The 25,971-nt window shown below is 36.8% G+C and carries 19 protein-coding genes; 7 read left to right on the forward strand and 12 right to left on the reverse strand.

The annotated features are described in order from the left end of the window. Positions 1-5: 5 nt before the first annotated feature. The 6 genes from ACFO7M_RS03675 to ACFO7M_RS03700 all read right to left on the reverse strand — a co-directional run bounded on the left by ACFO7M_RS03675 (position 6) and on the right by ACFO7M_RS03700 (position 4,217). On the reverse strand, positions 6-188 hold the full coding sequence (locus tag ACFO7M_RS03675; protein WP_379717980.1) for a hypothetical protein: 183 nt from the start codon (positions 186-188) through the stop codon (positions 6-8). A 225-nt stretch (positions 189-413) separates the two neighbouring features. Then, complete coding sequence (locus ACFO7M_RS03680) at positions 414-1,067, reverse strand: response regulator (protein ID WP_379717978.1); 654 nt, start codon at positions 1,065-1,067, stop codon at positions 414-416. 10 nt (positions 1,068-1,077) lie between these two features. Beyond that, a complete protein-coding gene (locus ACFO7M_RS03685; protein WP_379734070.1) occupies positions 1,078-3,108 on the reverse strand; it encodes a tetratricopeptide repeat-containing sensor histidine kinase in 2,031 nt (676 codons plus the stop codon). A gap of 477 nt (positions 3,109-3,585) precedes the next feature. Continuing rightward, positions 3,586-3,759: a hypothetical protein gene (locus ACFO7M_RS03690; protein WP_379734072.1), complete on the reverse strand. Its 174-nt coding sequence runs from the start codon at positions 3,757-3,759 to the stop codon at positions 3,586-3,588. Between the two features lie 55 nt (positions 3,760-3,814). Continuing rightward, on the reverse strand, positions 3,815-3,985 hold the full coding sequence (locus ACFO7M_RS03695) for a hypothetical protein (RefSeq protein ID WP_379717972.1): 171 nt from the start codon (positions 3,983-3,985) through the stop codon (positions 3,815-3,817). Between the two features lie 61 nt (positions 3,986-4,046). Next, the gene (locus ACFO7M_RS03700; RefSeq protein WP_379717970.1) at positions 4,047-4,217 is read right to left on the reverse strand and encodes a hypothetical protein; all 171 of its coding nucleotides are present in this window, start codon (positions 4,215-4,217) and stop codon (positions 4,047-4,049) included. A gap of 145 nt (positions 4,218-4,362) precedes the next feature. On the opposite strand from ACFO7M_RS03700, the gene ACFO7M_RS03705 reads away from it, so the two are divergent. Genes ACFO7M_RS03705 through ACFO7M_RS03715 form a run of 3 tightly spaced genes read left to right on the forward strand, consistent with a single transcriptional unit; the run spans position 4,363 to position 6,221 of the window. After that, positions 4,363-5,094 carry a metallophosphoesterase gene (locus tag ACFO7M_RS03705; RefSeq protein WP_379734074.1) on the forward strand — a complete coding sequence of 244 codons (732 nt, stop codon included), beginning with the start codon at positions 4,363-4,365 and terminating at the stop codon, positions 5,092-5,094. A 42-nt stretch (positions 5,095-5,136) separates the two neighbouring features. Beyond that, on the forward strand, positions 5,137-5,649 hold the full coding sequence (locus ACFO7M_RS03710; protein WP_379717966.1) for a DUF6646 family protein: 513 nt from the start codon (positions 5,137-5,139) through the stop codon (positions 5,647-5,649). Next, the gene (locus ACFO7M_RS03715; protein WP_379717964.1) at positions 5,649-6,221 is read left to right on the forward strand and encodes a PhnA domain-containing protein; all 573 of its coding nucleotides are present in this window, start codon (positions 5,649-5,651) and stop codon (positions 6,219-6,221) included. Before ACFO7M_RS03710 ends, ACFO7M_RS03715 begins: the two co-directional genes overlap by 1 nt. Before the next feature lie 81 nt (positions 6,222-6,302). Here the strand turns inward: ACFO7M_RS03715 and ACFO7M_RS03720 are convergent, their stop codons facing one another. From ACFO7M_RS03720 to ACFO7M_RS03735, 4 genes are all read right to left on the reverse strand, one after another. Beyond that, positions 6,303-14,102, reverse strand: a complete 7,800-nt coding sequence (locus ACFO7M_RS03720) for a T9SS type A sorting domain-containing protein (RefSeq protein WP_379734076.1) — start codon at positions 14,100-14,102, stop codon at positions 6,303-6,305. A 318-nt stretch (positions 14,103-14,420) separates the two neighbouring features. After that, positions 14,421-15,974, reverse strand: a complete 1,554-nt coding sequence (locus tag ACFO7M_RS03725; protein ID WP_379734078.1) for an aldehyde dehydrogenase family protein — start codon at positions 15,972-15,974, stop codon at positions 14,421-14,423. Between the two features lie 198 nt (positions 15,975-16,172). Then, the gene (locus ACFO7M_RS03730) at positions 16,173-16,700 is read right to left on the reverse strand and encodes a 3-hydroxyanthranilate 3,4-dioxygenase (RefSeq protein ID WP_379734080.1); all 528 of its coding nucleotides are present in this window, start codon (positions 16,698-16,700) and stop codon (positions 16,173-16,175) included. 60 nt (positions 16,701-16,760) lie between these two features. Next, complete coding sequence (locus tag ACFO7M_RS03735) at positions 16,761-17,864, reverse strand: endonuclease/exonuclease/phosphatase family protein (RefSeq protein WP_379734082.1); 1,104 nt, start codon at positions 17,862-17,864, stop codon at positions 16,761-16,763. Between the two features lie 131 nt (positions 17,865-17,995). On the opposite strand from ACFO7M_RS03735, the gene ACFO7M_RS03740 reads away from it, so the two are divergent. From ACFO7M_RS03740 to ACFO7M_RS03755, 4 genes are all read left to right on the forward strand, one after another. Next, positions 17,996-20,803: a carboxypeptidase-like regulatory domain-containing protein gene (locus tag ACFO7M_RS03740; RefSeq protein WP_379734083.1), complete on the forward strand. Its 2,808-nt coding sequence runs from the start codon at positions 17,996-17,998 to the stop codon at positions 20,801-20,803. 11 nt (positions 20,804-20,814) lie between these two features. Next, the gene (locus ACFO7M_RS03745) at positions 20,815-21,447 is read left to right on the forward strand and encodes a choice-of-anchor J domain-containing protein (protein ID WP_379734085.1); all 633 of its coding nucleotides are present in this window, start codon (positions 20,815-20,817) and stop codon (positions 21,445-21,447) included. Position 21,448: 1 nt separating this feature from the next. Next, positions 21,449-22,840 carry a DUF5689 domain-containing protein gene (locus ACFO7M_RS03750; RefSeq protein ID WP_379734087.1) on the forward strand — a complete coding sequence of 464 codons (1,392 nt, stop codon included), beginning with the start codon at positions 21,449-21,451 and terminating at the stop codon, positions 22,838-22,840. Positions 22,841-22,945: 105 nt separating this feature from the next. Beyond that, complete coding sequence (locus ACFO7M_RS03755) at positions 22,946-23,857, forward strand: phytanoyl-CoA dioxygenase family protein (protein WP_379734089.1); 912 nt, start codon at positions 22,946-22,948, stop codon at positions 23,855-23,857. Between the two features lie 261 nt (positions 23,858-24,118). On the opposite strand, the gene ACFO7M_RS03760 is transcribed toward ACFO7M_RS03755, so the two are convergent. Next, a complete protein-coding gene (locus tag ACFO7M_RS03760) occupies positions 24,119-24,808 on the reverse strand; it encodes a hypothetical protein (RefSeq protein ID WP_379734090.1) in 690 nt (229 codons plus the stop codon). A gap of 327 nt (positions 24,809-25,135) precedes the next feature. After that, positions 25,136-25,684, reverse strand: a complete 549-nt coding sequence (locus ACFO7M_RS03765; RefSeq protein WP_379734092.1) for a hypothetical protein — start codon at positions 25,682-25,684, stop codon at positions 25,136-25,138. Positions 25,685-25,971: the final 287 nt, after the last annotated feature.

A 25,971-nucleotide genomic window follows, 5' to 3' on the forward strand; every position in this document is an offset into this window, starting at 1 on the left:
GTGGATTATAAAAAATAAGTCATGAAGTTTCTATTCATTGCTCTCAGTGTGCTGTATATCATAATTAACCAAATCACGAAAAGCAACAACAAATTGATCAAAATAGACAAGCCTACTTTTTCGCCATTAATAAGCAAATAGCCATCCTTAAAAGTAAGTGTAAGGATATCAAAGAGAGGTTCGTTCATATTTTTAAGCGTATAAAATAGCACAAAAATAATGTTTAGCGCAATCACTATAAATGCCGCAACCATAAGAGTCGACATTAAAAGCGAAAAACGATTTTTTTTGCTTGTATATATGCTTTCAGCAATCATAAACCAATAGTGAAGATAATAGACAGTAAATTTCCGAATATTCCTTCAAACCTTTTTATGGTTTTCCCTCCGATTTTGTTAAAAGTACGTAAATTCTTATATTAATCCAGCTTCTTTAGCTTTTCGTATAATTTCTTCATCGCCGCCTTTATCGATTCCGAAATAATCTTTGATTTGTACTTTTCTTTTTTCTACAGCACTGATAGACAAATTCATATAATTAGGGATGTTTTTGGTTTTTATCCCTTCCGCAAGAAGCGAAATTATCTTGCGATTATAACTATCCAAGTAGATTTTTTTCGATAGCAATTCGCTAACATTTTGAGTAACGGTGGTACTGTGATAGTTTCCGCCCTCAATGATTAATTCAAAAGCTTTTAGTAACTCTTCGGCTGTAAAATCACTTTTAACTAGAATTCCTTCCGGTTCGGCTGTGATGATCAGGTCGTATAAAATTAAAGCTTCGGAATGTGAAGTCAATACAATAATTTTTGCACCTGTATTTAATTTTCTAGCAAGAACAGCTAAATCTTTTCCAGTATTAATTCCTTTTTCGGGGTAAGGTGGCAAACTGTAATCCAACAGAATGACATTGAATTTCTCATTCCCGTTTATCAAATCATAAGCTGATTTACAATTGAACGCGGAGGTCACTTCAATTTCATATCCTTTATTATTATAAGATAAAATAATTTTATACCCTTCGATCATGGAAGGATGATCTTCAACAATTAAAACTTTCAAATTCATGTTTTATCTTTTAAATTGGAATCATAATCTGGATGGTTGTTCCTTTATTAATTCCGGAAATTATTTTTAAATCACCGTTTAGGCTTTTAATTCTTGACTGCATATTTTTTAATCCAATTCCCTCTCTGACTTTCTTGGTATCAAAACCACGACCATCATCTTTAATAATAACCAAGATTCCTTTTTCGGATTTCGTAATTTCCAACAACACATTCTTGGCTTGTGAATACTTATAAATATTTTGAAGTGACTCTTGAAAAATTCGATACAAATTAATCTTTATCGAGCTTTCAATATCTTTCCAGTCGATTTCATCACTAATTTCAATTACATAATCAATATCAGAGAATACCCTTTGACTTTCTACCAGCGATTCTACAATCGCATTGAAACTGTCATTTTCCAAAAAATTCTCTTTTGCCAAATCATGCGATATACTTCGAATCTCTTTTTCGATATCTTGTATTTGAGCGATATAATTTAAGCATTTTTGAATTGTTTCTTCATCATTTTTTTTACCCAGTATAAACAAATTGAGTCGTGTACTAGTCAATTTACTCATAATACCATCATGAAGCTCTTGGGATATCCTCTTTTTTTCATTTTGTCTGGCTTCATCAATTACACTTTGTTGGCTCAACATGAGCCTATATATTTCTTCATTGGCTTTCTGCTGTTCCCTTTCAAACTGTAAGGCTTTATTTTTAGAATGTTGCGATTTGGTAATGTAGGCCATTACGATCAACAAAAGTAAACCAACACTTAAAGTTACAATCACCCATAATTGGATGGAAATTTTCTTTTTTTCGGCTTCGATGTTATTCTTTTGACTTAAGATTTCGTCTGTTTCGAATTCAATTCTGGCGAATTTGTTTCGTGTAGATCGTTCTACGTCCTGTAAACTGTCGGATAATTTAATATATCTGGAGACATATTTTGCGTTTTTATGTGGTTCAATTTTCGCCAAAAGCTTCAAAGAAGACAACTCATCTTCAAAAATTTTACTTTCGTTTGCCATTTTCTTGGCAGAAAGTCCATAATACAATGCTTTAATAGTATCCTTTTTAAAAAGATAATATTTAGAGAGATTGATTCTGCTAGATACTATTCCAGGTATATTGTTGAATTTTTCCCTGATTTGTACTGCTTCGTTAAACATCGCAATTGAAGATTCGTCTTTCAATTCTAATTTTGCATACGCCCAATTATTAATTAAATTGGAATACATAATGGGATCAGAGTTCTTAAAATCGGCGAATTGAAGTGCGCTTTTGAAATAAAAAATCGCATTTTCATATTGTTCCTTTTTAAGATATAACCTACCAATAAAATTGTAAGCTTGAGCTTTTAGCAATAAATGTTGCGGGTCTTTTTTGAGATCAAGAGACGATTCGAAGGCTTTTTGATAATACTTCAAAGATTCGTCGAGATTATTCAATCCTTCCAAAGCATTACCTAGAGTGACATAGCAATCATAAACCAAACGGGCATCTTTACCTGTCATGGCTTCCTTGAGAATACTTATTGTAGCGGTTTCTGCGCCGGTAAAATCTTTCTCATGCAATAGGATATTGGCTTTCCAGAATTTTACGCGAAGTACCTCAGGATTTCCTTTAAGATGCGAATACGCTTTTTCAGTTTTAATGTAATAGTAATAAGCACTGTCGTTTTTGAATCGGCTGTAGTGGTAATCACCGATATAGTTCAAACTCCTTGCAATTCCGAGTGTATCCCCGGCTTGATCAGACATTTTATGCAGCTCTCTACAAACATACAAGTATTTGGCATAATCTTCTGCATTAAAAAAACGGCCAGCTAATTTAAAATAACGCGCACGGTTTAAAGAATCATTGGGTTGATTCTGCAACAACGTTAGTATTTGATTGGCAATTACTACTCGTTGTTTGTTCGATATTTCAAAATCATTTGCTTTCACTAACAGTGATTCTATTTCTTGATTGGACACAGAATCAGAGTTATTCTTTTCCTCGCGACAAGAAAAAAGACCAAAAAACAAAAGTATATAATATATTTTCTTCAATTTTGTTAGTTTGATATATCTATTTATCAAATCTACTACATTAAAAAAAAATATGGTATAAAAACAGACTTTAATTGTAGGTTTTTCTTTTCAATTAAAAAAAATAAGGGTTATTTAGCAGTAATGTGGGACTAATTTCTGCATTTTTTTTCACACCAATACCAAAGTTCGTCATTCTGACATTGGTAATACTGAGTCTGCAACATTTTATTGACTCTCTCCAAAACAAACGTAACCATTAAGATAAATAAAGGAAAGTGAACTATTTCATGGCACATTGTTCGTACCTAATTGTTGTTCCCTTAGCTATTTCCAAAACCATTGTTTTATTGACATTATGGATTTCAATCATTGCGTATTGTCAGAACATTGTTTCTTGCAACACCCTCTTAAACTATTTACGCTTAAACAATTAAACGAAATTGTTCTTGTATAAAACCAATAGCTTTATACTTGAATTTACCTTTTAAAGGGAAATTACGGTTTTTTTGGCATCACAATTGGATCTATTTCCGCGCTTTGGAAATGATGCGAATTTTCGAGTGCATTTTGATTTATTTTTTCTTTATTTTCTTCCATCATTTCTGATGTACATGTATATGGTGACACAGTCAACACAAAAAAGCTAAGAGACAACACAATTGTTTTCATGATATTAATTTTAAAAGTTATTTACATCTAATATATTACAACTCATTGGGGGCGTCTATGGTTTTTTAGGCATTACAATAGGATCTATTTCAACATTTTCTTGAACAGCATCTAATGCAGCCGGGGCTTGTTCTTGATTTTCAGCAACTTCAATTACTTCTGAGGAACAAGTAAAAGGAGAAACTGTTAATATGAAAAAACTTATGGACAAAACTAAAATTTTCATAATGTTACATTATTTGGCGGTTAATTCTTTTTATTTTTGTATAACAATTGCAATGTTGAGGCTATGGTTTTTTAGGCATAACGATTGGATCAATCTCAACAGTTTCCTGAACATTCTCTTGAACAGAGGGTGTTTGTTCTTCTTCTCCTGTAAATGTCGAAATTTCAGACGAACAGGTTAAAGGCGATACTGTCAATACAAAAAAGCTGATAGATAGGACTAAAGTTTTCATAATTCAAAATTTTAAGGTTACTATTTGTTTTTGGAAATGCTTTTTTTTAATTCAAAAAGCGGTGTCATTTATAATTTTCTAAATTATAAAGGATTTTCGACAAAGAATTGAGGAATTTCCGCATATTTTGTTAAATTACAATTAAATGGTTAAAAGGACTTTGGTAATTGGCGATATTCATGGTGGTTTAAAAGCTTTACAACAAGTTTTAAATCAGGTTAAGATAACGGCAAATGATACATTAATATTTTTGGGCGACTACCTAGACGGTTGGAGTGAATCACCTCAACTGCTTGATTTTCTTATAGATTTAGAGAAAAAATATTTTTGCATTTTCATGAGAGGCAATCATGACGAACTGGTTTTGCACTGGTTACAAAACAACCATGACAACCCAATGTGGTACAATCATGGTGGGGAATCTACAGTGAAAGCCTATGAAAATTGCAGCGAATCGTCTAAAGAAAAACACATTGATTTTTTATTAAAACTAAAAAACTACCATATTGACGAACAAAATCGGCTTTTTATCCACGCCGGATTTACGAACCTCAAAGGAGTAACTATAGAACATTTCCCTAGAATGCTTTACTGGGACCGTACTTTATGGGAATTAGCGTTATCACTCGATCCATCGATACCTAAAGATTCACCTTATTTTCCTAAAAGACTGAGTCTATACCATGAAATCTATATCGGTCACACACCAGTTACTCAAATCGGACAAACCATTCCTGTTAATAAAGCCAATGTATGGAATGTAGACACAGGCGCCGCATTTAAAGGTCCATTAACTGTTTTGGATATCGATTCCAAGCAATTTTGGCAAAGCGATCCAGTATACAAATTGTACCCTAATGAAAATGGACGAAATTAAACGGAACTTATTATCTTTGCCCCTGAATTAATTTACAAAAAAATGAACAATAAAATTTTAACATTGGTATTCTTGTTCTCGGCATTTCTTGCAAATGCTCAACAAGCTTATACCGGTAAAGGAGATACAAAAATGCACATTGGTGCTAATTTTCAAGACGGCGGAACCGGTTTGAATGTAGGCTCTGATTTTGGTTTAGGTGAAAATATCTCAATCGGTTTCTCTGCCTCTTATTTATTGGATGTTAAAGAAGTAACTGTTGCAGACGAAACCATTAAACCTAAATTTAAAGATCGTATTGATGCTAAATTGAGATTCAATGCCAACATAGGTAACGTTATGACATTACCGGAACAAATAGACATTTACCCAGGTTTGGATTTAGGAGTAAAAAACTTTGGTGGTCATTTAGGCGTTCGTTATTTCTTTTCGGAAGGTTTCGGATTACAAACTGAATTCGGTGTTCCTTTTGCTAAATACGATACAAACGTTCAAGGTTTTGAAGAACTTAACAACCAATTTTACGCTAACTTTAGTATGGTATTCAACTTATAATGAGCGTAATAGAAAAAAAACTTAAAGACAGAAGCAATTCTTTGTGTGAATTGTGTGGCAATCCTCACGATTTGCAGGTATTTAATGTTGCGCCTAACACCATCGAAAGTCTAGAACAATCCATTTTGGCCTGTAAAACCTGTGTTTCTCAAATAGAGAACCCTGAAACGACAGATGCTAACCACTGGCATTGCTTATCAGATAGTATGTGGAATGAAAATCTACCGGTACAAATTGTGGCATGGCGAATGTTAACTCGACTGAAAAAGAACGATTTACTCGATATGATGTACCTGGATGAGGAAGCTTTGGAATGGGCTAAAGCTACAGGTGAAGGCGATGATGATGAAGGAAAAATCATTCACAAAGACAGTAATGGTAATATTTTGTCAGATGGTGATTCAATAGTATTGATTAAAGATTTGGATGTAAAAGGAGCAAATTTTACAGCAAAAAGAGGTGCTGCAGTGCACAACATCAAATTGGTCTGGGACAATGCCGATCAAATTGAAGGCAGAGTGGAAGGTCAACACATTGTAATTTTGACACAATACGTTAAGAAAACAAAATAAATCGTATCAATTTATACACTAAAAAGAGCTCTCCTATAAACAAGGAGAGCTCTTTCCATTTTAAAAATCAACTAACAACTATTATTCCAATACTATTTTTTTAGTTAGCTCACCATTATTGGAAATTACTTTTACAATATAAGTTCCTTGAGCAAACTGTTTGATTGGTATTTTGATACTTGCGTTCGAAGGATTTTCAATATCCGGTTGTACAACTAATTGTCCAAGAATATCAAAAACATACACTTCTTTCACAATCGACTTGTTTCCTGTAATGTTAAGCGAATAATCAACCGAGGTAAAATAGACATTCAATGCATCTGAAATCGTATTTAGTATTGGTTTGGCAAATCGCAATGAAAAACGGTTCAAGTATTCTCCTTTTTCCAAGTTAATTTCAAAATTAGAGGCTCTCAAATCATGGCTGATACCCGTAAGTTCATCATAAATATAAATTTCTTTATGGTTAGCGATATTTTCAAGATTATCAATCGCAATGGTACTAACACCTGGAGTTTCAATTTTGATTCCTAATGCTACCTTTTGTCCCGAATTAAAATCCGACAATGCTTGAATAATGAATTTACTATTACCCAATTGCCAATACATATCTTCCGGTTTAACATCAATCATTGGCGCATCGTATGCTAAATCATAATAACTACTAGCACTTGGATCAGCACCCAAAAGTAATTGTCTGTAGGTTCCTGATGGTGATTTAAAAGTAATTCGTATTTTTTCTCGCGCATCCGAATCTGATTCATCAATTGGTTCTCCCGGTCGAATAAACAATGAATTTCCACCAGATTCTCTTGCAAATTTTCGTTGGTTATTTTTGAAAACCAAAGTACCTCCAGTAATAGGCGAAATTAAATTCGGATTATTGGCAATCAATGAGTTGTCTGTAGAAGAACTAACAAAAAACCCTTGTGCCACCGGAATGTATTTTTTAGGTATTTTAGAACCTGTCTGACCGGTATTGGCTGTATTAGGATCATTAGATACAGCTACCACCCCACCCATCAGAGTATAGGTTGCATAACCGCCTACATAATCAGCCAAGTAATGTGAATATCCTCCAAAATGATCCCAAAAATAAAGTGCTCCATTGATAACGTTCGTTGTTGCTCTACCTCCATCTTTAATATTATCACGAATAAATTCATCGGCATCCAAAGCAGAAGCATAAGGATTCCCAACTAAATATTTTTGACCTGCTCCGAAAGGAAGGGTAATATCTCCATTATTCGGTTTTCCAGTAAAAACATAATTTTGGGAATTGGATGCTAAGGCAGTTCCATCAACACCTTTCATGGTAAAACCTTCTCCAGCTTTAATCGATCCGTTTTGTGCTATACTTATCCATCCATTATATCCTAAACTAGATGGAGAATATTTATAAATCCATCTCGTACTAATTTTAATTGGATTGGACACAGGACCATCTGCAAAGTCATATCCAATGCCAAATAAAATATTAGTAGTGCTAAACGGATTGGTAGTTACATCGGTTCCATCTTTTAAAATCGCTCCCAAACTATAATTAACATTGTCAGTACTCACTGGTGATGACCAATAATTATAATGGCGACTACTTTTAGTCCCTTGTTGATCTCTTAACAATTTACCCGTTCCTACTAAAGGATTTGAATCTTCACCTAATTGAACCAATTGCGCTTCACCAGTTAAACGTAAATCTCCACTTTCCAATGTTAGGTTATTTTCAACCGTTAATTCGAAGGCATCAGGCAAATTAACTCCTTTTGCACCATTACTGTTTCTGAGTGTCAAATTATAAAATCCTTCATTAGTTTTGATACCAGTGTTAATCAACTGAACCTGATTGAGTGTTGACCCAACGAATTCGACCGTCCCTGTTCCATAATTAAACACACCGCTATTTCGCCAATTTCTACCAATCTGCAATATAGAACCACTATTCATCGTAAGTGACGCATTAGTATTAACTATTAAGTCTCTGGCTGTAGCAGGACCAACTGCCAATGCAGATCTGGCACCACCACCACTAATCACTGGCATATTCGGAACACCTGCAGGAATTACTGCGTCATCATTTATAGTTGGAACTCCACCAGCCCAATTCAAACAATCAAACCAGTCATCACTTACAGCTCCTGTCCACAATCCAACTGTACCATTCAACACTGTGACAACCGCACTTCCTAAAATATCTGCTGGAACAGCCACACAATTGGCATCACTTAATGCCGTAACAGTATATGTTTTATTAGTGGTTAAAACGGGAGTCGTAATGATATAAGGATTCGTATTTACATTATTTACAGTAGTGCTAACAGTTCCATCATTATAGGTAATAGACCATGGCCCAGTTCCAGTCAGATTGATACTAAGTGTAGTTGATGTATTATTACAAATGGTATGAGATGTTCCAATAGCAGCTGTTGGTCTTGGATTAACGGTTACGGTTACATAAGTGGTTCCCTCTGGTCCGGTACTAGCACATCCACTCAATAATGAAGTAACAGCGTATGTAGTAGTTACAGTTGGTGATACTGTAGCAGTTGAAGTAGTACTAATGACCGTATTGGTACTCACATCAACCCATTCAGTAGTCAAACCAACTGGCGCTTGCGGAATCGTAATGTTATCCAGCACCCATAAACTGTCTGTATTGTTAGAGAAATAAGTAAACTTGATTCGCATATTCGGCTGACCGATATAAGCATCCAAATTCAAATTCAATAAAGTCGTGAAAATATTAAACGGTGTCTGTTCAACATAAGGAGCTGATCCCGTTTGTGTATAAAGTGTAATTGGATAAGATGTACCTCCATTTAACGAAAGTTCAATTTTTATATTGGCTCCCGGATACAATCGGTAAGCATGATTGAACTGTAAGTTTGCACTGCTTAACCCAAAAGTACTAAATGCCATGGTTTCCATATAAGAAGTCCCGTTATTTGGTGCTCCCCAAATATCACCATGCACTATGGCGAATTTTCCGGAAGAGCCACATAATATACCTGAATAGGTTCCATTGTTACTCGCACTCAACGCGAAAGGGTTTTCATTAGTATTACTTCCGCTGGAAGAAAGATAGTTTCCGGTAAATTGACCATCAGTTCCCCATCCTCCTGGATTGGCATCGTTAAAGGTACCTCCGGTAGCCAGATTCTGGCTCGTAGCAAATCCACTTTGAGAGGTAAGCACCGAACTTTGTCCGTTACAAATAATTGGCGGTGTTGCCACTACTGGATTCGGTTTTACGTTTGGAATAACATTTACCATCGAACTTGCCGAATAAGCAATACTACATAAACCGGTATTTTGAACAACAGCCCTAAAAACAGTACTTTGAGTCAGATTTACATAATCATAGGTATCTGAAGTATTGTCGACAGCTATCCATGACAACCCTCCATTTGAAGAATATTCCCAACGTAATACGGCACCCACATGGCCACTTAGATAAAGAGTACCACTTCCCGAATGACACAATGTAATGATGTTAACCACTGGCGTAACACCTGGTTGTGAAACAGTTACCGCTCCATCTATAGATTCTTGAATGGATGTAATCGTTCCTCCTAAAGAAGCTACCGGATTACAACCGCCACTGGTTGTCACGGTATAGTTAAATGTTCCGAATACTGTTGGTGATCCACTAATAGTAAATACACCAGCACTATAATTCCCAGTTACACCTGCTGGTAAACCACTTACCGAAGCCCCTGTTGCATTTCCTACCGAATAGGTAATAGTAACAATTGGTGTACGATTACAAACCGTTTGGGTATTATTCGCTGAAGTCAATGTCAATGTCATCGCCGGAGTCACGGTAATAGTACCTCCCAAAGCAGCTGCAGGATTACATCCACCTGTCGTAGTCACAGTATAATTGAATGTCCCCGAAACTGTTGGTGATCCACTAATAGTAAATATACCTCCACTATAATTCCCATTAACCCCTGAAGGCAATCCCACTACCGAAGCTCCTGTCGAATTACCAACAGAATACGTAATATTGGCAATCGCTACATTGATACAGCGGGTTTGATTATTATTAGCTGATGTTAAAGCCAATGTCATTGCTGGCGTAACCGTAATAGTACCTCCTAAAGAAGCTACAGGATTACAACCACCACTTGTTGTCACTGTATAGTTAAATGTTCCGGATGCTGTTGGAGTTCCGCTGATAGTGAATATTCCTCCGCTGTAAATCCCGGTTACACCTGCAGGCAAACCACTTGCTGAAGCGCCAGTTGCATTACCCACATTATAACTAATATTCGCAATCGCTACATTGATACAACGAGTTTGATTATTATTCGCTGATGTTAAAGCTAACGTCATTGCTGGAGTAACTGTAATCGTTCCTCCCAAAGAAGCAACAGGATTACAACCACCGATGGTATTCACCGTATAATTAAATGTTCCGGATACTGTTGGTGTTCCGCTGATAGTAAATATCCCTCCGCTATAATTGCCGGTTATACCCGCAGGCAAACCACTTGCCGAAGCTCCGGTCGAATTGCCAACCGAATACGTAATATTGGCAATCGCTACATTGATACAACGGGTTTGATTGTTATTACCTGAAGTTAAGGCCAAAGTCATAGCCGGAGTAACCGTAATAGTACCTCCTAGAGTAGCTGCCGGATTACATCCACCACTGGTTGTCACTGTATAGTTAAATGTTCCGGATGCTGTTGGTGTCCCACTGATAGTGAATATTCCTCCGCTATAATTGCCGGTAACACCCGCAGGCAAACCACTTGCTGAAGCTCCTGTCGCATTACCCACATTATACGTAATATTGGCAATCGCTACATTGATACAACGGGTTTGAACATTGTTCGCAGAAGTCAAGGCCAAAGTCATCGCCGGAGTAACTGTAATAGTACCTCCCAAAGAAGCAACAGGATTACAACCGCCACTTGTAGTCACGCTATAATTAAAAGTTCCTGAAACTGTTGGTGTTCCACTGATAGTAAATGTTCCTCCGCTATAATTGCCGGTAACCCCCGCAGGCAAACCACTTGCCGAAGCTCCGGTCGAATTCCCTACAGTATACGTTATATTAGCAATCGCTACATTGATGCAACGGGTTTGAACATTGTTCGCAGAAGTCAAGGCCAAAGTCATCGCCGGAGTAACTGTAATAGTACCTCCCAAAGAAGCAACAGGATTACAACCTCCACTTGTAGTCACGGTATAATTAAAAGTTCCCGACACTGTTGGTACACCACTAATTGTAAAAACTCCTGCATTATAATTACCAACCACCCCAGATGGTAATCCGCTCGCCGAAGCTCCTGTAGCATTACCAACGTTATAATTAATATTTGCAAGTGCAGTAGAGATACAAACAGTTTGATTATTATTTGCCGATGTTAACGACAAAGTCATGGCTGGTGTTACTGTAATCGTTCCTCCTAAAGATGCAGCAGGATTACAACCGCCATTTGTAGTCACTGTGTAGTTAAATGTTCCCGAAGCAGTTGGAGTTCCACTAATTGTAAATAGACCCCCGCTATAACTTCCGGTCACCCCGCCAGGCAAACCGGTTACTGAAGCGCCTGTTGCATTGCTAACAGTGTAAGTAATACTTCCTATGGCAACATTAATACAACGGTTTTGAACATTATTGGCTGATGTTAAAGCCAATGACATGGCTGGTGTTACCGTTATCGTTCCACCTAATGTAGCTGGAGGATTATTACAACCACCCGTTGCACTTACGGTGTAGTTAAATGTGCCGGATACGGTTGGACTTCCGCTAATCGTATAGGTTCCAGGTCCTGGATTATAAGTTCCGGAAAGACCAGCAGGTAAACCCACCACTAATGCGCCAGTACCGTTTCCAATTGAATATCTAATATTCGTAATAGAAGAATTGATACAAACTGTCTGGTTGTTATTGGCTGTAGTCAAAGCAATTGTCATCGCTGGCGTTACCGTTATAGTTCCACCTAAAGATGCTGCTGGAGTACAACCTCCACTGGTAGTTACAGTATAATTGAACGTTCCTGAAACCGTTGGTGTTCCACTGATAGTGAATATTCCTCCGCTATAATTGCCGGAGACTCCTGCAGGTAAGCCACTTATCGAAGCTCCTGTCGCATTACCAACATTATAAGTTATATTAGCAATCGCTGCATTGATACAAACAGTTTGATTATTATTACTTGATGTCAAAGACAAACTCATTGCTGGAGGAACAGTTATCGTTCCGCCTAAAGATGCTGCCGGAGTACAACCTCCACTGGTAGTTACGGTATAATTAAATGATCCAGTAACAGTTGGAGCTCCAATTATCGTAAAAACACCCGTTCCTGAATTATAACTTCCGGTTACTCCCGCTGGTAAACCACTAGCAGAAGCCCCAGTTGCATTGCCTACAGCATAGGTGATATTTGCTATTGCCACATTAACACAACGGGTTTGATTGTTATTGGCCGAAGTTAAAGCCAAAGTCATTGCTGGGGTTACAGTAAATGTACCACCTAAAGTAGCAGATGGGTTACAACCACCATTGGTAGTCACGGTATAATTAAAAGCTCCTGAAACAGTTGGCGATCCACTAATCGTATACACACCTGTACCTGAATTATAACTTCCGGTTACCCCCGCTGGTAAACCACTAGCAGAAGCCCCAGTTGCATTGCCTACAGCATAGCTGATATTTGCTATTGCCACATTAACACAACGGGTTTGATTGTTATTAGCCGAAGTTAAAGCCAAAGTCATTGCTGGGGTTACAGTAATTATACCACCCAATGAATCTGATGGATTACACCCACCACTAGTAGTTACAGTATAATTAAAAGTTCCTGAAACTGTTGGCGATCCACTAATCGTATACACACCTGTACCTGAATTATAACTTCCGGTTACTCCCGCTGGTAAACCAATAACAGAAGCGCCGGTTGCATTGCCTACAGCATAGGTAATTGATGCAATTCCAGTATTGATACAAATTGTCTGATTATTATTCGCCGAAGTTAAGGCTAAAGTCATTGCTGGGGTTACAATAATTGTACCACCTGAAGCAGCAGATGGATTACAACCACCACTGGTAGTTACAGTATAATTAAAAGTTCCTGAAACAGTTGGCGATCCACTAATCGTATACACACCTGTACCTGAATTATAACTTCCGGTTACTCCCGCCGGCAATCCGCTGGTTGAAGCCCCAGTTGCATTGCCTACAGCATAGGTGATATTTGCAATTGACGCATTAACACAACGTGTTTGATTGTTGTTGGCCGAAGTTAAGGCCAAAGTCATCGCCGGGGTTACAGTAATTGTACCACCCAATGAATCTGATGGATTACAACCACCACTAGTAGTAACAGTATAATTAAAAGTTCCTGAAACAGTTGGCGATCCACTAATCGTATAAATTCCAGTTCCAGAATCATAATTCCCGGTTACGCCTGGGGGCAAATTACTTGCTGACGCTCCTGTGGCGTTGGTTACACTAAAGCTAATGTCAACTAATGGCGCATTGATACAAACCGTTTGATTTTCGCTTACTGAGGACAAAACAATATCAGGTAAAGAATAAACTGTAACCGATGTAGTAAAAGCAGCATAATCACAAACCACTGGATTGCCTGCCGTTACTTTGTAAGTAGTGCTTGCAGAGGGAAAAACACCATTGAAAGTAATGGTACCTCCCGGAGAATTGGCAATGGTAGCAATTGTGCTGTTTGTACTGACGTCAACTAAGTTGTAGTCAATACCAGTCTCACTGTCAGACATAGTTATGTTTACTGATCCGTTGGGACATATATCGGTAGCATCGGCATTTAAAGTGAACGAAAAACCACAATCTTGCCCAAAGCTTCTAAACGTGCAAATACACAATAAGAATAAAAGTCGAGTTATCTTCATAATCGATTCTTTTTTTAGTTAATAATAGTATTGAAAGCTGATTAACTGAATACTAAGAGGATAATAAAAAAAATGTTCAGCATCTGAAGTTGCCGAAACAGAAAGTTGAATTCTTAGTAATTCACAATAAAATGGGTGTGGTATTTGGAATAAAATTATACATTAAATTCCTTCTTAACACTTTTTGGCAAGAGTTTTCGATAAGATGTTTTGATAATCCGATTAACGACTTTAAGGAAAAATAATACTCCCTAAAATAAGGGATATAAAAAAAGCGCTACAAAATTGCAGCGCTTTAATTTATTAAAAATCAAAGAATTATAAATCAAATTTAATTCCTTGTGCCAACGGCAAATCTGTAGTATAATTGATTGTATTGGTTTGTCTTCTCATGTAAACTTTCCAAGCATCAGATCCAGACTCACGGCCTCCTCCAGTTTCTTTTTCACCACCGAAAGCGCCACCGATTTCAGCACCTGAAGTACCAATATTTACGTTAGCGATACCACAATCTGAACCAGCGTGAGATAAGAATGCTTCCGCCTCACGTAAGTTATTTGTCATAATTGCAGAAGACAATCCTTGTGCTACTCCGTTTTGTACTTCAATAGCATTGTGAACATCACCACTGTATTTCAATAAGTACAATACCGGCGCAAAGGTTTCATGCTGAACGATTTCGAAATGGTTTTGAGCTTCAGCAATAGCTGGTTTCACATAACAACCACTTTCGTAACCTTCACCAGAAAGAACTCCACCTTCTACAATAATGTTTCCACCTTCAGCTACTACTTTTTCCAATGCATTGTTATACGCTGCCACCGCATCTTTATCAATAAGTGGCCCTACGTGGTTATTTTGATCCAAAGGATTTCCAATACGTAACTGACCATAAGCCGCTACAACCGCATCTTTCACTTTATCATAAATACTTTCATGAATAATCAAACGACGAGTCGAAGTACAACGTTGTCCCGCAGTTCCCACAGCTCCGAATACTGCTCCGATAACTGTCATTTTGATATCGGCGTCTGGAGTTACGATAATCGCATTGTTTCCACCTAATTCCAATAAAGAATTACCCAAACGAGCTGCACAAGCTTGAGCAACTAATTTACCCATACGTGTAGAACCTGTTGCAGATACCAATGGAACTCTCTTATCGTGCGTCATTAACTCTCCAATTTTGTAGTCTCCATTAATGATACAAGAGATACCCTCCGGTAAGTTATTTTCTTTTAGTACTTCAGCGATAATGTTTTGACAAGCAATAGAACACAAAGGTGTTTTTTCTGATGCTTTCCAAACACAAACGTCACCACAGATCCAAGCTAATGCTGTATTCCAAGCCCAAACTGCTACCGGGAAGTTGAACGCAGAAATAATTCCTACAACTCCAAGTGGGTGATATTGCTCATACATTCTGTGACCGAAACGCTCAGAGTGCATAGTTAAACCGTGCAACTGACGAGAAAGACCAACTGCGAAATCACAGATATCGATCATTTCCTGTACTTCACCTAAACCTTCTTGCAAAGATTTCCCCATCTCATAAGAAACCAATTTCCCTAATGCATCTTTGTGAATTCTTAGTTTTTCACCAAACTGACGAACGATTTCTCCTCTTTTTGGAGCTGGCATTACTTTGAACGTTTTGAACGCTTCAGTTGCTGCCTGCATTACTTTTTCGTAATCTGCTGCAGTTGAAGCTTGTACTTTTCCGATCAATTTTCCGTCAACCGGAGAGAAGGATTCGATGATTTCGCCATTAGCAAACCAGTTGGAACCTGTAGAAGATCCCAAGTTTATTTCTTTAATACCTAATTGTTGTAAGGCCTCGGTAATTCCGAATTGTTGCGCTATTGTTGACATTGTAACTTTTTTAAGTTGATTTGTTATATTTCGTGCAAATGTATGCTTTTTTTTGAATATTTAGCCCTGATTAAAGTGATAGCTTTTTGAAGTGAAAAGCCTGGAAATTGAAACTTTGCAGAGCGACAGTAGGAGCTCCTGCACCGTTTACAATTTTGTGCTTTTTACAAAAAAACTAAAACGAAAAGCAGGAAATGGCTACTTGATAAATCGAGAATCGGCTTCCATTACAGTACCACATTCCGAACAAGTTCTTTTCTCCTCTGAGGTATAGAAATCCTTGAAATGCTGTAAAAAATCTTTCTCAATGTCTTCCAAACCGAAATAGACTTCATGCAGTTTATGATTACAGTTGTCGCAAAACCACAATAAACCGTCCTTCCCTTCGGTGCGTTTGCGTTCGATGACCAAACCAATGGAGCCCACTGTACGATTGGGTGAATGAGGTACTTTTGCCGGATGCAAATACATATCCCCTGCGGAAAGTTGCATTGCTTTTTTACGACCATTTTCTTGAATGTAAACGGTAATTTCACCTTCGAGTTGATAAAACAACTCCTCGGTTTCGTTATAATGATAATCTTTTCTGGCATTGGGTCCGCCAACAATCATTACGATATAATCTCCGGAATCCACATACAGATTTTTATTCGCTACAGGCGGTTTCAGGAGATGTCGGTTCTCTTCTATCCACTTGTTTAAGTTGAAAGGTTTCGCTATTGACATGACTTATTTTTAGGGTAAAGTTAAGAAATAAAAAATCCCGAAGAATCGGGATTTAAGGTATTATTTGAATTCTTTAATCAAATAGATATACGACGGGAAGTGATCGGAAAAACCAGGTCCATCGTTTGAATTTCGTAATGGATATCCTTTGTATTGACCCGTTGGCTGAATCATAAATGGCTTATTGTAGACTCCAGCTTTCCAATATTTCCAAGTTGAAAAATCATTATTTTTAGGTAACAACGCTTCTGAAATAATAATTTGATCGAAGAAATCCCAAGCATCACGGTGTGCTAAAGTACCGATTCCTTTGTTCATCATTTTCTCAGCTGGATTGTACAAACCAAGTGGTTTTACCTCTTTTTCATCACCTTTGGCACCCAAAATAACTTTGATACTTCTATTGAAAGGACCGTCGTTCAAATCACCCATAGTAAAAATCTTAGCTTTAGGATTGATCTTCTGTAGCGAATCGATTAATTTTTTGTTCAAAGCCGCAGCCGCTTCACGTAACGGACTACTTTTTGCTTCCCCACCTCTTCTTGAAGGCCAGTGGTTCACGATAAAACTCATTTCTTCACCATCTAGTTTTCCAGTCATTAAGATTTGGTCACGAGTATAAATTCTTTTTGTAGCACTATCAACAGCATTATCATCTGAATCTTCTACTTTATCCTTTTCTTTTTCCTTTACTTTCTTATCTGTCATATCATCAGAAATAATCAAAGGATAATTCTGATAGCTAGTCGGTTGAAAATATTTCTTTTGGTATAAAAACCCAGTATCGATACCTCTACGGTCTGGCGAATCGAAATGAACTATTCCGTAGCCTAATTGAATCAATAATGGATGTCTGATTAAATCTTCCAAAACGGTTCTATTCTCAATTTCGGAAACCCCTAACACTATAGGAGCATTTTTTTGGACATCACTAGTCCCTAAACCTGAGATTACCCTAGCTAAATTGTCAATCTTTTTCGCATAATTTTCCGGAGTATAGATAAAATCTTCATCATTTATCTTAGGATCATTAACGGTGTCAAAAAAGTTTTCAAGGTTATAAAAAGCAATGGTATGGACGCCCATTTTCTTGGACTGAGCTGCCATTCCAGAAGCTATCAACATGATTAACAGTAAAGTAAAATTCCTAATTTTCATATTCATCAATGTAAAATTTTCGTCAAATGTATAACAAAAGTTGCGCCAAAAGTAAATAATATTATTAAAAGATGTACATTTGTCGCCCTGCTTTCGAAAAAAGAGTGGGAAAACTCGAATTAATTTTAAACTTATTTATGAAAAAACTTGTTATTAGTACATTATTTGTATTACATGCATTTTTAGTTTTTGCTCAACAACCTACTGGAGTTTCGGGAGTTGTTCTTGACGCTAAAACTCAAAATCCTTTACAAAATGTAGTGACATCGATCGTAAACACTAATTTGACTCAAGTAACGGGCCAGGATGGTAAATTTACGTTCAAAAATGTCCCTTTGGGTGGTCAGATTCTTCAAGTGAAGAGCGACGGTTACAAAGAACAAATGCTTGCTATTGAAATCGTAGCAGGTCAGACTTTAGATTTAGGTGTTGTAGTTTTAGAAGAGGACACTCAGACTACAGAACAGCAAATTAGTTTAATTACGATTACCGAAAATGATTTAGGTGATGACAACAGTGGTTCTGAGAGTACTTCAGGATTATTGCAAGCATCACGCGACACCTACCAACAAGCTGCTGCTTTCAACTGGGGTGGTGCACGTTTCAGAATTCGTGGTTTAGACAATGAGTACGGTACCACTATGATTAACGGTATCGTAATGAATAAGTTATATGATAACAGACCACAATGGGGTAACTGGGGTGGTTTGAACGATGCAACTCGTAATCAGGAATTCACAATGGGTTCAGCGCCTTCTGATTATACTTTCGGTGGTATCTTAGGTACTCAAGAAATCAACACAAGAGCATCTATCTACAGAAAAGGAACAAGACTTTCTTATTCTGGAACCAACACTAACTACAACTGGAGAGCTATGGGTACTCATGCTTCTGGTTTGGATAAAGACGGATGGGCATTTGTAGTATCTGCTAGTAGAAGATGGGCACAAGAAGCACATTTCGAAGGAACAGATTACGCAGCTAATTCATTATTTGCAAGTGTTGAAAAAAGATTTGGAAAAAAACATGCATTAAACTTTACTTCAATTTACGCACAAAACAGCCGTGGAAAAACTTCACCTAATACTCAAGAAGTTATTGATCTTAAAGGATACAAATACAACTCGTACTGGGGATGGCAAGACGGAAGAAAACGCAATTCAAGAGACAGAAACATCGAAGAACCTATCATGATGTTAAGCCACTTCTGGAAATTCAATGACAGAACTACATTGAATACAAATGTAGCTTACCAAACAGGTTCTGTTGGAAATACACGTTTAGAATACCCTTACGGTAACAACCCAGATCCAACCTATTACAGAAACTTACCAAGTTATGCTTTGAATTACCACACAAGTGGAGGGCAATGGTATCCTGACTATGCTGAAGCAGATCGTTTGAAAGCTGCTTTCCTACAAGGTGGTCAAATCAACTGGACTGACATGTATTTAGGAAATACAAGAACAGCCGTTGACGAAAACGGACAAAACAAGGCAGCTTATTTCTTAAGCGAGCAAAGAAGTGATGACAAGCAAATTTCTGCGAACTCTATCATCAACTCTCAATTGTCTGACAACATCAGTATGAATGGTGGTGTTACTTTCAGAAAATTAAAATCACATAATTATGCTGCTGTAATCGATTTATTAGGTGCAGATTATGTATTGAACACAGATTCTTTCTACACTGGTGATAAAGCTCAGTTTGACATGAACAATCCAGATGCAAAAATTGGATTAGACGGAACTTTTGGTTACAACTATAACCTACATGCTATTGTTTTTGACGGATTTACGCAATTCAAATTCAACTACAAAACGGCTAATTTCTATGTAGCACAATCATTCTCTCGTTCACAATACCAAAGAGAAGGTTTATTCAGAAATGGAAACTACATCAACAACTCTTTCGGAAAAGGTTCTAAAGAAATCTTCGAAAACTTCGGTTTCAAAGGGGGTTTAACTTACAAATTGTCAAGCCAACACTTATTGGATTTCAACGGAGCGTACATGACTAAAGCACCTAGCTTACGTAATGTATTTGCTAATGCTCGTGTGAACAACAATGTAACTTTAGACTTAAGAGACGAAAGAATTACAAGTGCTGATGCTAGTTATATCATCAGAACACCAAAATTCAAATCAAGAATTACTGGATTCTATTCTAAAATCCAAGATGCAACGAACGTAGCTTTCTTCTTTGGTGAAGGTGTAGCTGACGAAGACGACAACAACGGTAGTGAAGATGCTTTCGTAAGTGAAATCGTTACAGGTATGAACAAGAAAAACTTTGGTGGAGAATTAGGATTGGAGTACCAATTTACTTCTACATTGAAAGCAAGTGCTGCAGCTTCTTACGGTGAGTATATCTATGATAACAACCCTACTTTAAGAATTAACAATGATGCTGCTGCATCGGCTACTAACACTTACCCTATCGAAGATTTCGGTAAAACCTACTTAAAAGGATACAGAATCGGTGGTATGCCACAAAAAGCAGCTTCAGTTGGTTTAGAGTACAGAGACCCTCACTTCTGGTTCATCTCTGCGAACTACAACTATTTTGACGATGCTTATGTTGGAATTTCAAATGTATTAAGAACAAACAACTTCACAATTGACAGCAACACAGGCGTTTCTTACCCTGGTGCTAATGAAGCTTCAGTTAGAAAAATATTACAACAAGAAAAACTAGATGAATTATATTTATTAAATTTATCTGGTGGTAAATCATGGAGAGTGGACGGAACAACTTTCGGTTTCTTCGCTACCGTGAACAATGTATTGGACGAAGTTTTCAAAACTGGTGGTTTTGAGCAATCAAGAAAAGCAACATTCCCATCAGCTCAAGAAGATTTACAAAGTGGTGTAAGAACTTTTGGACCTAAGTATTTCTACGGATACGGAAGAACTTATTTTGTGAACTTATACATTAACTTCTAATGCAACTAATTATGAAAAGATACATAAAACAACTATTTCTTTTTACAGCTTTAACTGCAACAGTTGTTAGCTGTGATACAGAATCTGAATTCGATATCCCTGAAATCAAAGAAGTACTTTTGTTTGAAGGGTTTGAAGGCACTACTGCAGGAAGCGGAGCAACCGAAAACGCTATTGCTTTAAGCGGATGGTCTAACTTCAACGTAAATCCAGCCGGTACAAGAAAATGGCATAGCCGCTCTTTCAGCAACAATAAATATGCTGATTTTTCTTCTTTCTTCTCTACTGCTGGATCTTCAGATGAAGTATGGTTAGTAACTCCTAAAGTAAATCTTAATGCAAGTAAAGATTGGATTTTTAATTTCCAATCAAAAGCAAGAAGCTGGACTGGAAAAAATCTTACCGTTTATATTTCTGAAAATTATGATGGTACTCAAGCGGGTATTGCAACAGCAACATGGGTAGAATTGAACCCAATATTACCAACTGCTCAGGTAGATGATTTTGTAGGGAGTGGTGATATCGACTTGAATGCTTACAAAGGAAAAGACATCAGCATTGGATTCAAATATGTGGGTAGCAAAAACGCCGGTACTACAACGACTTTTCAATTAGACAATATTAAAATTTTTGAAAATAAATAATATGAAAACATTAAACTTTAGAGGTTTTTTACTTTCATCTCTACTCTTAGCGGCAACCGTTAGTTGTGTTGAAGAACATTATGATGAGCCGAGTTTAGAAGGTGAGTGTGAAACCATTCCGGTAACAAAACAAGTTAGTGAAATCACTTCGACTTCGACTACTACTTATGCAAAATATACTGGTGATGACGTTATCGAAGCGTATGTAACTTCAAGCGACGAATCAGGTAATTTCTACAAGTCTGTGTCATTCACATCTGTTGACGGTAGCGTAGGATTTAGCATGCCAATTGACGCATACAACCTTTATACTTACTTTGAGCCAGGTAGAAAAGTATTTGTCAAAATGAAAGACTTATACTATGTAACCGAAAACAATTCAACTGTAATTGGTGCTTTGTATGACAATGACACTCCTGTTGCAACCGATGACGAAGTGGGTCGTATTGCAGGTGTAGATTTCAAAAACATCATCAAAGCTTCTTGTGTAAAAGTAAGTGAAGAAGATTTTGTTAAAAAACCAGCAAATATCACAGCTGCTAAAAACAATAACTTGTTGAATATGTTAATCGAATTAGACGGTGTTCAGTTTACGGATGCATCTAATAATAAAAACTATTTCGATCCAACAGTAAACAACTTAGGAGGTGCAACTAACCACACTATTGTGGATGCTTCTGGAAACACATTAATTGTTAGAGTAAGTGAGTTCGCTAACTTTGCAGGTAACAAAGTAAACATGAAAAATGGTAAAATCAGAGGAGTTTTAACAAAATTCGGTTCTGACTTCCAATTCATGGTAAGAAATGAAAGTGATATCAAATTAACAAATGACAGAATAGACTTCTTCCCGGTAATCGGTGGTGCTGCAGCAACTTTCAGCGGTGCTTTTACAGAAAACTTTGAAACTGGTTATACAGTAAATCAAACGAACTTCCCGAAATATTACAATGATGCTTATGTTGGAACTAGATACTGGCAATTGAAAACATTCAGCAATAACGAGTACATTGAGTTAACTTCTTTTGGAAGTGGAGGAACTAGCGTAACAGCTAAAGGATATTTCTTTGTTCCTGTTGACTTTACAGCGGCTAACACATTTACTTTCAAAGAAGAAATGCGTTTTAACCAAGGAGTTGCATTACAGGTATATTATGTAACAGCAGCAAATTATACTCCTGGAAGCCCAATTAACACTAGCACTTTCACAAACATCACTTCTAGCTTCAATATCACTTACCCAGCTACAGGTGCATCTGAAAATGCATTCAACTCTGCAGGAACATACAATATCCCTGCTGGTTTAACAGGAAACGGTTACTTTGTTTTTGAATATTCAGGAACACCAACGTTAACTACTACTGTTCAAATTGACGACATCATAGTAAACTAAGAGTACGTTATCATACCAAAACTCCCACAGTTGTGGGAGTTTTTTTTTGCTTGATTTTTAACTTTGGCTATATTCTTCTAATTTTAGGTCAATAAACCTACGGCGATGCAACACTATCTCGAAAATTTCTGGCGAAGAACGATTGAAAAAGAAACTACGTTATCCACTACCTGGAATCAGGAAATCGAATGTTTGTACCATTACAACATCAGTCTAGAAGTTGCTCTTCAGTATTTGCATTTTGAAAACCCTCCCTTACCTACTTTTATTGACTGGGTAAAAAGTTACGCTACACAGAACAATGAAAATAGCCTCAAAATAACCGAAAACGTTCTAAGCGATGCCGATATTCAGTTTTGGAATAAAAATGGCTATATCGTGCTAAAAAATGCCATTTCGAAGGAAGATTGCCTTGCAACTCAAAAAGCCATTTGGACGTTTCTGGAAATGCATCCGGACTCACCCGAAAGCTGGTACCAACAACATCCGCAACAAAGCGGCATGATGGTCAACTTTTCCGACCATCCGATTTTGAACCAAAACCGCGATTCACAAAAAATTCGAAAAGCCTACGAGCAATTGTACCAATCCGACGCCCTTTTCAAAACCATTGACAAAGTAAGTTTCAATCCGCCGGTCAATGATCAGCATACGTTTAAAGGTAGTAGTTTGCATTGGGATGTAAGTTTGCACCAACCCATTCCTTTGGGCTTGCAGGGTTTATTGTATTTAAGCGATTGTGAAGCACACGAAGGCGCTTTTCATTGCATACCTGGATTTCATCACCGCATGGAAGAATGGATCCATCAAGTCCCCAAAGACAGAACTCCGCGAGAATACGCTTTACAGAAACTCACCCAAGAACTTGTGCCCATTACCGGTGAAGCCGGTGACTTTATCATCTGGCATCAGGCGTTACCGCATTGTGCCACCGCCAATCACGGGCGTAACCCACGTATGGTACAATACCTGACTTACTTTCCTACGAATTACAAAGCGAATGAGGTTTGGTTGTAATACCTAAAAATTGCTTTGTAACCCGTCTTTACGCTGTGAGAATTTTTTTGTGATAATTTATTGTATCACAGCAATTTTATCACAACTTTGTGAGAATTTTTTTAACACGAAAAATTATCACAGAATTAGTCCACTGGAGAAGCTGTCTAGGTTTACCTTCTAAAGTCTTGGCATCAAAGCCAGAAAGTTCGCTGCGCTATAAAACCAAAAACCACTCGTAATGAGTGGTTTCTAAATATAATTAAATCTGTGATCCTAACATTAAATAGCTTTATACAAAAATTCTTTATGTGAATGTTCTAGTTTACCATTTCTGTATAAAACTTTATACGTTATTTTACTAATTTTATTGTCTTCATACTCATAGCTGATTTTCAAAGCGCTTTGATCAAATTGAATAATCTCATAAACCAAATATCCTTCCTTATTAACAGCGTATTCAAAATAATGAATTACAGAATTCGTAGAGATGAATCGTCGAATGGTGCTTGAATCAAATTCAGCTTTTACGTTGATATCTTTAGCCCAGAATGCCGTTACCTTATCATCTGCACCCTTCGAAAAATACTGGATAGCATCGGCCAACTTGCAAAAGTCATTCATTTCTTCTGCTACCAAAAAAGGGTGACCCACTTTAACACCGTTTTTAAGCAGGTACTCATGTAAAGCTAAGGTATTCTTGTAATAATCAGTTTCCCAGTCACCGCCTGTTTTATAATCGGATTCCGAACGAACACGATCCAAATTACCATTTACATAGTCAAAACTAAGTACATCATCAATATTTCCTTCCGAAAAATAAATATTCATGTGCGATACTTCTCCTGATTTTCTAAAGAAAAATTCAGAGTGTTTCACTCCATCGACCATAAGTCTCACTTCATTGTCATTCAAATCAATTTTATTGCAGCTTACGATGACAAAAAAGATTAATAAATACAAAAAACGCATGCCCCTTAAATAAAATTGTTATTAGAATTCGATTGCAGATTAACGGTCAGAGTTGGGTAAAAATTAGGAGAACGAACTCATCAGAACTACACATTTTACAACATTAAAGTGCTTTACAAAGATAGAAAATTCAAAACATAACCCGAATAAAGCCCGCAATCTTCTTCAAAACAAATCTAACAAAACAATGGCTAAAATCATTTTCATTACCATCAGTAAAAATAAAACTACAACTTTTTACGGCTGTAGTTTCTATTCTTTGTGGGCACGGATTGCAATCGAGGCTTTAGCCGAACTGACGAAGTAAATCCGCGCGATCCAGATTGCTCATTTTAAAACACCACCACTCAATTTTAAAGCATCTTTTAATAGTTTGTTTGCTAAATCAACATTTTTATCGTGATACTCTCCAGAAATGTAATACTTACCGAGAATAAACTTCGCATTTGGATTATTTTCGTTGGCAGATTTTTCCAAATAAAAAAGAGCCATATTTCTAGTTTTTTTATCTAAAAAATTTAAATCTGGAATCCTTTTAAATTTATTGTCAGCATTTAAATTTGCTAGAGTATGAAAGATTTCAAATGAAGCTTCATTGTAATTGTATTTATTAGATACAACAATAGCATACATAAATGTTTTCTTTGGTCCATCATACATAAACAAACTATCGTATACTCGCTGATTAAGTTTTTTGAATACATTATCTTTAACGATATCTATATCGCTATTACTTTCATTCTGCAAACTTGATTTACACTCAGCAAAAGCCCGTTTGTATATATAATTGGTATAATACTTCAAACCTATCAAACACAATAAAACTAAGACTATATATCGCTTATTACTCCGAAATAAATTTTTTAATTTTTTCAAAAATTCCTTCATTTTTCTTAAGATTAATTTTCTCCTTTAGAGTAACTGTATCAACTTCGAGTGGTTGCCATCCATTTGTTCTTCCAATAACTTTTTTTGTAGAATCCGTTTCACATCCGTAAGCACCAAATGATGAGACAACTTCCCAAAACTTGCAGAACAGGCCGAGAGCAAGCAACTTAATAAAACTGCAATATACTTCATACTAAAGGCTAATTTAGAAGCTCATAAAGTTAACATAACTTCTTAACTAGTAGACATAAAAAAACGAACCTTTTGGGTTCGTT

The sequence above is a fragment of the Flavobacterium sp. GCM10023249 genome (genome assembly GCF_042653365.1).
Taxonomy (GTDB): Bacteria; Bacteroidota; Bacteroidia; order Flavobacteriales; family Flavobacteriaceae; genus Flavobacterium.

Excerpts from the sequence above, each read along its gene's own strand:
- ACFO7M_RS03705 (WP_379734074.1), top strand. The coding sequence starts at position 4,363 with ATGGTTAAAAGGACTTTGGTAATTGGCGATATTCATGGTGGTTTAAAA.
- ACFO7M_RS03760 (WP_379734090.1), bottom strand. The coding sequence starts at position 24,808 with ATGCGTTTTTTGTATTTATTAATCTTTTTTGTCATCGTAAGCTGCAAT.
- ACFO7M_RS03695 (WP_379717972.1), bottom strand. The coding sequence starts at position 3,985 with ATGAAAATTTTAGTTTTGTCCATAAGTTTTTTCATATTAACAGTTTCT.
- ACFO7M_RS03755 (WP_379734089.1), top strand. The coding sequence starts at position 22,946 with ATGCAACACTATCTCGAAAATTTCTGGCGAAGAACGATTGAAAAAGAA.
- ACFO7M_RS03740 (WP_379734083.1), top strand. The coding sequence starts at position 17,996 with ATGAAAAAACTTGTTATTAGTACATTATTTGTATTACATGCATTTTTA.
- ACFO7M_RS03720 (WP_379734076.1), bottom strand. The coding sequence starts at position 14,102 with ATGAAGATAACTCGACTTTTATTCTTATTGTGTATTTGCACGTTTAGA.
- ACFO7M_RS03710 (WP_379717966.1), top strand. The coding sequence starts at position 5,137 with ATGAACAATAAAATTTTAACATTGGTATTCTTGTTCTCGGCATTTCTT.
- ACFO7M_RS03730 (WP_379734080.1), bottom strand. The coding sequence starts at position 16,700 with ATGTCAATAGCGAAACCTTTCAACTTAAACAAGTGGATAGAAGAGAAC.
- ACFO7M_RS03680 (WP_379717978.1), bottom strand. The coding sequence starts at position 1,067 with ATGAATTTGAAAGTTTTAATTGTTGAAGATCATCCTTCCATGATCGAA.
- ACFO7M_RS03675 (WP_379717980.1), bottom strand. The coding sequence starts at position 188 with ATGAACGAACCTCTCTTTGATATCCTTACACTTACTTTTAAGGATGGC.
- ACFO7M_RS03725 (WP_379734078.1), bottom strand. The coding sequence starts at position 15,974 with ATGTCAACAATAGCGCAACAATTCGGAATTACCGAGGCCTTACAACAA.
- ACFO7M_RS03700 (WP_379717970.1), bottom strand. The coding sequence starts at position 4,217 with ATGAAAACTTTAGTCCTATCTATCAGCTTTTTTGTATTGACAGTATCG.
- ACFO7M_RS03715 (WP_379717964.1), top strand. The coding sequence starts at position 5,649 with ATGAGCGTAATAGAAAAAAAACTTAAAGACAGAAGCAATTCTTTGTGT.
- ACFO7M_RS03735 (WP_379734082.1), bottom strand. The coding sequence starts at position 17,864 with ATGAATATGAAAATTAGGAATTTTACTTTACTGTTAATCATGTTGATA.
- ACFO7M_RS03750 (WP_379734087.1), top strand. The coding sequence starts at position 21,449 with ATGAAAACATTAAACTTTAGAGGTTTTTTACTTTCATCTCTACTCTTA.
- ACFO7M_RS03690 (WP_379734072.1), bottom strand. The coding sequence starts at position 3,759 with ATGAAAACAATTGTGTTGTCTCTTAGCTTTTTTGTGTTGACTGTGTCA.
- ACFO7M_RS03745 (WP_379734085.1), top strand. The coding sequence starts at position 20,815 with ATGAAAAGATACATAAAACAACTATTTCTTTTTACAGCTTTAACTGCA.